Annotated in this window: 9 protein-coding genes; 7 read left to right on the plus strand and 2 right to left on the minus strand. The window is 71.4% G+C overall.

What is annotated here, in order from left to right; translation table 11 throughout:
• Positions 1-120 precede the first annotated feature (120 nt).
• Positions 121-1,353, plus strand: a complete 1,233-nt coding sequence (locus tag ABT336_RS25245; RefSeq protein WP_350899740.1) for a hypothetical protein — start codon at positions 121-123, stop codon at positions 1,351-1,353.
• Positions 1,354-1,423: 70 nt separating this feature from the next.
• On the opposite strand, the gene groL is transcribed toward ABT336_RS25245, so the two are convergent.
• Entirely contained in the window at positions 1,424-3,070 is a 1,647-nt protein-coding gene (gene groL / locus ABT336_RS25250) for a chaperonin GroEL (RefSeq protein WP_350899741.1), read from the minus strand.
• Positions 3,071-3,140: 70 nt separating this feature from the next.
• A complete protein-coding gene (groES, locus tag ABT336_RS25255; protein ID WP_502891264.1) occupies positions 3,141-3,449 on the minus strand; it encodes a co-chaperone GroES in 309 nt (102 codons plus the stop codon).
• Between the two features lie 430 nt (positions 3,450-3,879).
• On the opposite strand from groES, the gene ABT336_RS25260 reads away from it, so the two are divergent.
• The 6 genes from ABT336_RS25260 (at position 3,880) to ABT336_RS25285 (ending at position 10,408) form a co-directional block, all read left to right on the plus strand.
• Entirely contained in the window at positions 3,880-5,160 is a 1,281-nt protein-coding gene (locus tag ABT336_RS25260) for a THUMP-like domain-containing protein (protein ID WP_350899743.1), read from the plus strand.
• Positions 5,161-5,228: 68 nt separating this feature from the next.
• Positions 5,229-5,711, plus strand: a complete 483-nt coding sequence (gene ybaK, locus ABT336_RS25265; RefSeq protein ID WP_350899744.1) for a Cys-tRNA(Pro) deacylase — start codon at positions 5,229-5,231, stop codon at positions 5,709-5,711.
• A 199-nt stretch (positions 5,712-5,910) separates the two neighbouring features.
• Positions 5,911-7,005 (plus strand): sugar ABC transporter substrate-binding protein, encoded by a 1,095-nt coding sequence (locus tag ABT336_RS25270; protein ID WP_350899745.1) that lies wholly within the window; start codon positions 5,911-5,913, stop codon positions 7,003-7,005.
• Positions 7,006-7,115: 110 nt separating this feature from the next.
• On the plus strand, positions 7,116-7,943 hold the full coding sequence (locus tag ABT336_RS25275; protein WP_350899746.1) for an ATP-binding cassette domain-containing protein: 828 nt from the start codon (positions 7,116-7,118) through the stop codon (positions 7,941-7,943).
• Positions 7,940-9,199: a sugar ABC transporter permease gene (locus ABT336_RS25280; protein WP_350899747.1), complete on the plus strand. Its 1,260-nt coding sequence runs from the start codon at positions 7,940-7,942 to the stop codon at positions 9,197-9,199. The genes ABT336_RS25275 and ABT336_RS25280 overlap by 4 nt, the downstream gene beginning before the upstream one ends.
• 27 nt (positions 9,200-9,226) lie before the next feature.
• On the plus strand, positions 9,227-10,408 hold the full coding sequence (locus ABT336_RS25285; RefSeq protein ID WP_350899748.1) for an ROK family transcriptional regulator: 1,182 nt from the start codon (positions 9,227-9,229) through the stop codon (positions 10,406-10,408).
• Positions 10,409-10,469 lie beyond the last annotated feature (61 nt).

Genomic DNA, 10,469 nt, shown 5'->3' on the forward strand with positions numbered 1-10,469 from the left:
CCGGCCCCGGCACCCGCGCCGGTGTCGGGGCCGCACCCGCGCCGGTGTCGGGGCCGCACCCGCGCCGGTGTCGGGGCCGCACCCGCGCCGGTGTCGGAGGGTTCTGCGAGGATCCGGCAGATGCGAATCGACATCGCGGATCCCCCGACGCTGTGGGCCCGGTGGGGTGCCCTCGCCGCCGCCCTGACCACCCTCGGCAACGACGACGTGTACTGGTGCGACGCGAACGGCGCCCACCACGACGACCACGGCGGCAACTGGGCCCGTCTGGTGCTCGTCGACGGCGGCCGGGCGGTGCTCTTCGGCTACGACCACGAGTACAGCGACACCACCTGGGCGAGCCCCCCGCTCGACCTGCTCGCCGGGGCGCCCGCCTGGCTGCCCTGGCCCGAGTTGACCCGGCACGCCGAGAGCGACGAGCTCGGCTACGTCTACTGGTACGACGGCGGGTGGACCCGGGTGCCGTACCCGGACCCGTCCCTCGACGACGGTCTGCGGGCCAGCGCCCGGGCCGTCCTCGACGCCGAGCAGGCCCGGCGGGAACTCGGCGAGGTGGTCTTCGAGTGGGGCGGACACCACCCGACCGACGAGCCGACCGAACGGGCGGAGGTGACCGTGGAGGCCGACCGGCTGCTCGCCGCCGCCACCGCCGCCACTGTCGACGAGTCCGCCCTGGACCGGTTGCTCGGCCGGATCCGCCCCCGGCCTGTCGATCCGGGTGCGGGAACGGCGATGGCGGCCCGATTCGGGCTCACCCCCACGACGGTGCCGCCGACGGTTGCTGCCGGCACCGAGGTACCGGACCGGCTGGTCCGCGCCCTCAGCGACGACGGGCACGACGCACTGGTCTGGGCGGCGATGCGACAGGCCGTCGAGGCGAAGCGTCCCACCCCCACCGACACCCCGGAACTCGCCGCGCTCGTCGGGTGGGCACGCGATCGCTCCCCGGCGGGTGACGGCCGGTGCTCGGTGACCTTCACGGTGACCGACGGGGCGCTGCGCCAGCACAGCGGCGGCACACCCCCGGCCGCCCGACCCGACGAGGACCGGTGGGCAGTCGTCGAGGAGGCCGTGGAGCGGGTACGCCGACTGCACCGGGCGGAGGCGGACCCGGAGCACGGCCGGTGGATCTTCCTCCGGATCGACACCACCGCCGACGACTTCACTGTCGAACGCCACTACGACTCGTGGCCCGCCGGACTCCCTGTCGACAGGCACGGCGGACCGGGGCGTACCGAGTTGCAGAAGGAGATGGACCGCCGGGGCCCGGCCTACCGGCCCGCCTGGGTGGTCCTGCTGGCCCCTGAGGTCGCCTACCTCGGGCCGCCGCCACCCTTCACCGACCTGGTCTGACCTCCGGGACGGGAGAACCCCTCCTCGACGGGCGAGAAGGGGTTCTCCTACTGCACGAGGTGCGGGTGGGTCAGAAGCCCGGCCCGTGCTGGTGGCCGTGGCCGTGCGAGTGGCCGTGACCACCGGCGGCGGCCGGCTCGGCCTTCTCCGGCTTCTCCACCACCAGGCTCTCGGTGGTGAGCACCAGTCCGGCGATCGAAGCGGCGTTGGTGACCGCGTTGCGGGTCACCTTCACCGGGTCGATGATGCCGCTCTTGGCCAGGTCGACCCAGGAGTCGGTGGCGGCGTCGAGGCCGTTGCCCCACTCCTGGCCGACGACCTTCTGGACCACGACGTACCCGTCGTGACCGGCGTTCGAGGCGATCCACCGCAGCGGCTCGACGAGCGCGGAGCGCAGGATCGAGACACCGACCTTCTCGTCACCGGTGAAGCCGAGGTCGTCGGCGAGCACCGGGAGGATCTGCGCCAGGGCGGCACCGCCGCCAGGGACCGTACCCTCCTCGACGGCAGCCTTGGTCGCGGCGATGGCGTCCTCGATGCGGTGCTTGCGCTCCTTCATCTCGACCTCGGTCGCCGCCCCGGCCTTGATGACGGCGACGCCGCCGGAGAGCTTCGCGAGCCGCTCGGAGAGCTTCTCCCGGTCCCAGTCGGAGTCGGTGGCCTCGATCTCCTTGCGGATCTGCGCGACCCGGTCGGAGACCTCCGAGGACTGCCCGCCACCGTCGACGATGGTGGTGGTCTCCTTGTCGACGACGATGCGCCGGGCCGAGCCCAGCACCTCCAGGCCGACCTGGTCGAGCTTGTGACCCAGCTCCGGGGCGACCAGCTCGGCCCCGGTGGCGATCGCCAGGTCCTGGAGCATCGCCTTGCGGCGGTCACCGAAGCCGGGGGCCTTCACCGCGCAGACCTTGACGGTCTTGCGCAGGGCGTTGACCACCAGGGTGGAGAGCGCCTGTCCCTCGACGTCCTCGGCGACGATCAGCAGCGGCTTGCTGTCGGAGAGGACCTTCTCCAGCAGCGGCAGCAGCTCCTCGATCGCCGAGATCTTCTGCGTGGTGATCAGGATGTACGCGTCTTCGAGGACGGACTCCTGGGACTCCGCGTCGGTGACGAAGTTGGGCGAGATGAAGCCCTTGTCGAACTGGAGACCCTCGGTCACGTCCAGCTCGGTGTGCAGGGCGGAGCCCTCCTCGACGGTGATCACACCGTCGCGGCCGACCCGCTCCATCGCCTCGGCGATCAGCTCGCCGATCGTGGCGTCCTGCGCGGAGATCGTCGCGACGTGCGCGATCGACTCCTTGCTGGAGACCTCCACCGCCCGGTCCAGCAGGGCCTCGGAGACCTTCTGCGCGGCGGCGTCCAGGCCACGCTTCAGCCCGATCGGGTTCGATCCGGCGGTCACGTTGCGCAGACCCTCGCGAATCATCGCCTGGGCCAGGACGGTCGCGGTGGTGGTCCCGTCGCCGGCGACGTCGTTGGTCTTGGTCGCCACCTCCTTGACCAACTGCGCGCCGAGGTTCTCGTACGGGTTGGTGAGCTCGATCTCCTTGGCGATGGTCACACCATCGTTGGTGATCGTCGGCGCACCGAATTTCTTGTCCAGGACGACGTTGCGCCCGCGCGGGCCGAGAGTGACCTTGACCGCGTCCGCGAGGGCGTTGACACCGTGCTCCAGCAGGTGCCGGGCGTCGTCCGAGAAGCTCAGGATCTTCGCCATCAATGTCCCTTCGAAGCGTCGCTGCCCCGGCCCGGCGAGCCGGACCGGGGCAGCGACACGGATCGGTTGGTTACTTCTCGATGACCGCGAGGACGTCGCGCGCGGAGAGGACCAGGTACTCCTCGCCGGCGTACTTGACCTCGGTGCCGCCGTACTTGGAGTAGAGGACGACGTCGCCGACCTGCACGTCGACCGGAACCCGGTTGCCCTTGTCGTCGATACGACCCGGGCCGACGGCGAGGACGGTGCCCTCCTGCGGCTTCTCCTTGGCGGTGTCGGGAATCACGATGCCCGACGCAGTGGTGGTCTCAGCCTCGTTCGCCTGGACCACGATCCGGTCCTCGAGCGGCTTGATCGCAACCTTGGTCGCGGTAGTCACGGGCATACCCTCCTGGGGTATTGAGTTTCGTAGCCGGTCGACAATCCGACCAGCGTCAATCTGCCACATGCCACCGGGCGGGGCCGTCGTCGCGGGTGTCGGTCCGCCTGGCGTTCAGCACCCCGACCACAGGGGTCAGGACGCTGGCACCCTCAGGGTGAGAGTGCTAATCGCAGGTTATTCCTCGGCTAGCACTCCGTCAAGGAGAGTGCCAACCAGACCCCCGTCGTGTCCACCCCCGCCACCCCCTCGACCACCGCCGCCAGGCTTTCGCACTGACGACCGCAACACGCCGACAGTCGCTCGCCAGAGCGTGACCGGATCCCCACCCTGCGACGCAGGAGCCGGTTGGACACCGACGGAATCGACGGAACAGTCGGGGCCGACGGGTGGGGACGTCGGCTGTCGACCGGCCCGCGACAATGGCCGGGTGGATCTGGAACAGCTTGCCGCGCTGCGTACCCCCGAGGGGTCGGCGGTGCTCGCCGAGGCCGCGCGGCTGGCCGGCGGTGACCCGCTGCACGCGGCGGCGGCGCTCCGCACGACGGGCGTCGCACCCGGCCTCGCCGCCGCCGCACTGACCCAGGCGGAGCTGCGCCGGCGGGCGGTCGGGAAGTTCGGCCCGGCCGCCGCCGGGATGTTCCTCACCCGCCCCGGCCTGGAACAGGCCACCCGGGGGGTCGTCGCCCGGCGGCGGGCCGACCGGCTGCGGGCCGCCGGGGTGCGGACCCTCGCCGACCTCGGGTGCGGCCTCGGGGCCGACGCGCTCGCCGCCGCCCGCTGCGGCATCCGGGTGTACGGCGTGGAGGCCGACCCGCTCACCGCCGCGATGGCCGCCGCCAACGCCGAGGCCGCCGGGCTGGCCGACCTGTTCACAGTGACCTGCGGCGACGCCACCACCTTCGACGTGACCACAGTCGACGCGGTCTTCTGCGACCCGGCCCGTCGACGGGGCGGCACCGGTCGACGGATCTTCGACCCGAACTCGTACTCCCCGCCCTGGGACTTCGTCACCGGGCTGGCCGAACGGGTCCCCCGCACAGTGGTGAAGGTGGCCCCGGGGATCGACCACGCGCTGATCCCGGCCGGGGCCGAGGCCGAGTGGGTGAGCGTGGGCGGTGACCTGGTCGAGGCCGCCCTCTGGTGCGGCCCCCTCGCCGAGTCCCCCCGCCGCGCCACCCTCCTCCGAAAGGAAGGGCCCCCTGTTAACGCCTGCGGTATAGAAGGCTCCCCTTCTCACCGACCATCAGCGGGGGCGGCGGCGGGAAGCGGGGCGGGGGTGGGTGGCGTGACCGGAGGGTACGGGTTGACCGGGGACGGGACGGCCGAGGCACCAGTCGGGCCGGTCGGTCGCTACCTGTACGACCCCGACCCCGCAGTAGTCCGCGCCCACCTGGTCGCCGAACTCGCCACCGAACTGGGCGCCACCCTCGCCGACCCGACGATCGCCTACCTCTACGCCGACCGGGCCGTCGACACCCCGTACGCCCGGTGTCTGGAGGTCACCGACGTGCTGCCGTTCTCCCTCAAACGGCTCCGGGGCCTGCTGCGGGAGCGGCGGGTCGGCCGGGTGGAGATCCTCAAGCGCGGGTCTGCCCTGGAGCCCGAGAAGCTCCGCCGCGACCTGCGGCTCGCCGGTGACCTCCCGGCCAGCCTGGTGTTGACCCGGGTCGCCGCCGCCCCCACCGTCCTGGTCTGCCGACCGGTCTGAACCACCCGCCGGCCGACAGGACACGGCGGGCAGGGCACGGCGGGGCGGGGCGGGTATAGCGTGGGGGCATGGCGGGACGGGGTACGCCGGCGACGGCACTGTTGACCCGACAGGGGATCACCCACCGCCTTCATCAGTACGACGTGTCGCCGGACGCGCCGCACTACGGGGCGTCGGTCGCCGAGGCGCTCGGGGTGCCCGGGTATCGGCTGTTCAAGACCCTGGTGGGTGAGGTCGACGGGGTCCTGGTGGTGGCTGTCGTCCCGGTGACCGGGGAACTCGACCTCAGGAGGCTCGCGGCGGCGACGGGCGGCAAGCGGGCCGTCCTGGCCGAGCGGCCGGTCGCGGAGCGGGTCACCGGGTACGTCCGTGGTGGGATCAGCCCGCTCGGCCAGCGCCGACGGCTGCCCACAGTGGTCGACTCGTCGGCGCTGGAGCGGGACACCGTGTACGTGTCGGCGGGGCGCCGGGGTCTCCAGGTCGAACTCGCCCCGACGGACCTGGTCACCCTCACCGGGGCCACCGTCGCCCCCATCGCCGCCCCCGCCTGACCGGCCGTACGTCCCCACCGACCGCTGTCGAAGCCCCCGCCTGACCGGCCTCGGCGACGGGCACGTTGCGGGATTGTTACCGCCGCCAACAATTTTCTGGCCTCGATGGCCTTGCGGGCGAAGTGTGACCCGGAATACGTTGCCGGACACAACAAACCACCGCCACGTCGAAACCCACCCCCCGAAAGGACCCGTGCACATGCGCAAGGGCTTCCTCACCGTCGCCGCCGTGGGCCTGCTGGCCACCGGCAGCCTGACCGCCTGCGGCGACGACTCCGCCGGGACCGAGGCCGGCAGCGACACCAAGGCGAAGATCGGCGTCATCCTGCCGGACAGCAAGTCCTCGGCCCGCTGGGAGACCGCCGACCGCCGGTTCCTGGAAGAGGCGTTCAAGGCCGCCGGTGTCGAGTACGACATCCAGAACGCGCAGAACGACAAGAACGCGTTCCAGACCATCGCCGACCAGATGATCACCAACGGGGCGACCGTCCTGATGATCGTCAACCTGGACTCCGGCACCGGCAAGGCGGTGCTGGACAAGGCCAAGTCGCAGGGCGTGGCCACCATCGACTACGACCGGCTGACCCTGGGCGGTTCGGCGGAGTACTACGTCAGCTTCGACAACGAGGCGGTCGGCAAGCTCCAGGGCGAGGGCCTGAGCAAGTGCCTGGCCGACCAGGGCGTCCAGAAGCCGACGATCGCCTACCTCAACGGCTCGCCGACGGACAACAACGCCACCCTGTTCAAGGCCGGGTACGACTCCGTCCTGAAGCCGAAGTTCGACAGCGGCGAGTACACCAAGGGCCCGGAGCAGTCGGTGCCGGACTGGGACCCGGCGCAGGGGGCCACGCTCTTCGAGCAGATGCTGACCCAGACCGGCGGCAAGATCGACGGGGTGCTCTCGGCAAACGACGGTCTCGGCAACGCGGCCATCTCGGTGCTGAAGAAGAACAAGCTCAACGGCAGGGTGCCGGTGACCGGTCAGGACGCCGACCTTCAGGGCCTGCAGAACATCCTCGCCGGTGACCAGTGCATGACCGTCTACAAGGCGGTCAAGCAGGAGGCGGACGCGGCGGCCGAGCTGGCCATCTCCATCGCCAAGGGCGAGAGGAAGGACACCGGGCAGACGGTCAGGGACCCGGAGAGCGGCCGGGACGTCCCCGCCCGCCTGCTGGAGCCGAAGCTGATCTACAAGGAGAACGTCAAGGACGTCGTGGCCGACGGTTACGTCGACAAGGCCAAGCTCTGCGAGGGCTCCTTCGCCAAGCTCTGCGCGGACGCGGGCATCAGCTGACCCGTACCGCCGTCGACGGCAGCGCCGCCCGGCACGACCACCAGCGTGCCGGGCGGCGCTGCGGTGCACAGCTGATCGAGACCTCCCCTCCGTGAGACGAAGGAGACCCCGTGTCCGGGACCCCCCTGTTGGAGCTACGCGGGATCGACAAGAGCTTCGGTCCCGTCCAGGTTCTGCGTGACGTCGCCCTCTCCGCCCACGCCGGGGAGGTGACCGCCCTCGTCGGCGACAACGGTGCCGGCAAGTCGACGCTGGTCAAGTGCATCAGCGGCATCTACCCGACCGACTCCGGCGAGTTCCTCTTCGACGGCCAGCCGGTGACTGTGAACAGCCCCCGGGACGCCGCCGACCTGGGCATCGAGATCGTCTACCAGGATCTGGCGCTCTGCGACAACCTGGACATCGTCCAGAACATGTTCCTCGGCCGGGAGAAGCGCAACGGCATCGTGCTCGACGAGCCGACGATGGAGCAGCTCGCCGCCGAGACCCTCGCCGGACTGAGCGTACGGACCGTCAAGTCGCTGCGTCAGCACGTCGCCAGCCTCTCCGGCGGGCAGCGGCAGACGGTGGCGATCGCCAAGGCGGTGCTCTGGAACAGCCGGGTGGTGATCCTGGACGAGCCGACCGCCGCGCTCGGGGTGGCGCAGACCGCCCAGGTGCTCGAACTGGTCCGCCGGCTGGCCGACAGTGGCCTGGCCGTCATCCTCATCTCGCACAACATGAACGACGTCTTCGCCGTCTCCGACCGGATCGCCGCGCTCTACCTCGGCCAGATGGTCGCCCAGGTGAGGACCACCGAGATCACCCACGCACAGGTGGTCGAGCTGATCACCGCCGGACGCTCCGGCAATCTCGGGCTGTCCGCCGACCCGGCCGCCCCGGCCGGCGGTGTCGGTGCCGCACCCGCAGACTCGCACACCCCAGGAGCCGTCCGATGACCACCACCGTCGTCAAGAAGAAGGGCCCGGCGGCGGTCGCCCCCGCCCCGACCGTCGCCGAACACGTCCGGAACTACTGGAACCGGGTACGCGGCGGCGACATCGGATCGCTGCCCGCCGTCCTCGGACTCGTGGTGCTCTGCACCGTCTTCTCGGTCATGCGGCCGACCTTCCTCACCGCCGGCAACTTCGCGAACCTGTTCACCCAGGGTGCCGCGGTGACCCTGATCGCCATGGGGCTGGTCTTCGTCCTGCTGCTCGGGGAGATCGACCTCTCGGCCGGCTTCGCCAGCGGGGTCTGCGCGGCGATCCTGGCCAACATCGCCACCGTCCTGGGCCAGCCGTGGTACGTCGCGGTGGTCGCGGCGATCGCCACCGGCGTACTCATCGGCACCTTCCTCGGCTTCCTGGTCTCCAAGATCGGGATTCCGTCCTTCGTGGTCACCCTCGCCGCCTTCCTGGGCTTCCAGGGCGTCGTCCTGCTCCTGATCGACCAGGGCAGCAACATCGCGATCCGCGACGACGTCCTGCTCGCCATCGCCAACCGGAACCTGCCCCCGCTGGTCGGGTGGCTGCTCGTCGCGGTCGCCGTCGGCGGGTACGCGCTCGTGCAGCTCAACAGGTACCGCACCCGGTCGGCGCGCGGGCTGCTCACCGACCCGATGCCGGTGGTCCTGGCCCGGGTCGGGGGGCTGGCGCTGATCCTCGGCGTGGCCGTCTACATCCTGAACCTCGAACGCAGCCGCAACGTGCTGGTCACCTCGCTCAAGGGCGTCCCGATCGTGGTCCCGATCATCGCGGTCCTGTTGATCTTCTGGACCTTCGTCCTCCAGCGCACCAGCTACGGCCGGCACGTCTACGCCGTCGGCGGCAACAGGGAGGCCGCCCGACGCGCCGGGATCAACGTCGACCGGATCCGCATCTCGGTCTTCGTGATCTGCTCGGCGATGGCCGCCGTCGGCGGGATCGTGGCCGCGAGCAGGGGGAACTCGGTCGACCCGAACACCGGGGGTAGTAACGTTCTGCTCTACGCCGTGGGCGCGGCGGTGATCGGCGGCACCAGCCTCTTCGGGGGCAAGGGCCGGGTGCTCGACGCGGTGCTCGGCGGCGCGGTGGTGGCCGTCATCGACAACGGGATGGGTCTGTTGGGCTACAGCGCTGGGACGAAGTTCGTGGTGACCGGGGTGGTCCTCCTGCTCGCCGCGAGCGTCGACGCCCTGTCACGTCGACGGGCCGTCGCCACCGGCACCCGTTGACGCCGCTGCACAGGAAGCACCGACCGGATGCGTACAGGACCGACCCAGGACGAGATCCGTCGGCAGAACCTCGGTGCCCTGCTGCGGTACGTGCACGTGCACGGTGCCACCACCCGCGCAGAGCTGACCAACCGGTTGGGGCTCAACCGCAGCACCATCGGGGCGCTCACCGCCGACCTGGCCGGGGCCGGCCTGGTCAGCGAGGGGGCACCGAAGGAGACCGGCCGGGGCGGACGACCGTCGCTCGTCGTCCGGCCCGAGTCGGCACGGATCTACGCGTACGCGTACTCGATCGAGGTGGACCGGCTGCGGGCCGCGCGCGTCGGGTTGGGCGGGGTCCTGCTCGACCAGCGGGAGCTGGACCGCCCCCGGGACCTGCTGGCCGCCGACGCCGCTCCGCTGCTGACCGGGGCGGTCAAGGAAATGCACCAGGCGGTACCGACCGACGCGGTCTGCGTGGGCGCGGGCGTCGCGGTCTGCGGCATGGTCCGCCGCGAGGACGGTCTGGTCCGGCTGAGCCCCACCACCGGGTGGGTCGACGAGCCGATCGGGTCGACGCTCGCCGCCGAACTCGGCAGTGACGTGCCGGTGACCACCGGGAACGTGGCCGACGTGGCGGCCTTCGCCGAGCACATCCGGGGCGTCGCTGCGGGCTGCGACAACGTCATCTACCTCTACGGCGACGTCGGGGTCGGGGCCGGGATCATCACCGGGGGGCGACGGCTCACCGGGCACGGCGGTTACGGCGGCGAGGTCGGCCACATGGTGGTGGTCCGGGACGGCCGACGCTGCGAGTGCGGTCGGCAGGGGTGCTGGGAGACCGAGATCGGCGAGCACGGGCTGCTCCTCGCCGCCGGACGGTCGGGCTCCCGGGGCCGGGAGGCGCTGCTGGGCGTCTTCGACGCCGCCGACCGGGGCGACGCGACCGCCCAGACGGCGGTCCGACAGGCCGGGGACTGGCTCGGCTTCGGGGTGGCCAACCTGGTCAACATCTTCAACCCGGAGCTCGTCATCTTCGGCGGCACCATGCGCGACCTCTATCTGGCCTCCGCAGCGCAGGTACGCAGCCGGCTCAACGCCAACGCCCTGCCCGCCTGCCTGGAACACGTCCGCCTGCGGACCCCGAAACTCGGCCCGGACGCTCCCCTCCTCGGCGCCGCCGAACTCGCCTTCGAACGGCTCCTCGCCGACCCGCTCGACCGTCCCTGACCGGTCCCGGCGGCCGGTCGACGGTCCCGCGTCGCCGACGTACCGGCCGCCGGGGGGGGCC

The organism is Micromonospora sp. NPDC000207 (assembly GCF_040300925.1).
Classification (GTDB): domain Bacteria; phylum Actinomycetota; class Actinomycetes; order Mycobacteriales; family Micromonosporaceae; genus Micromonospora.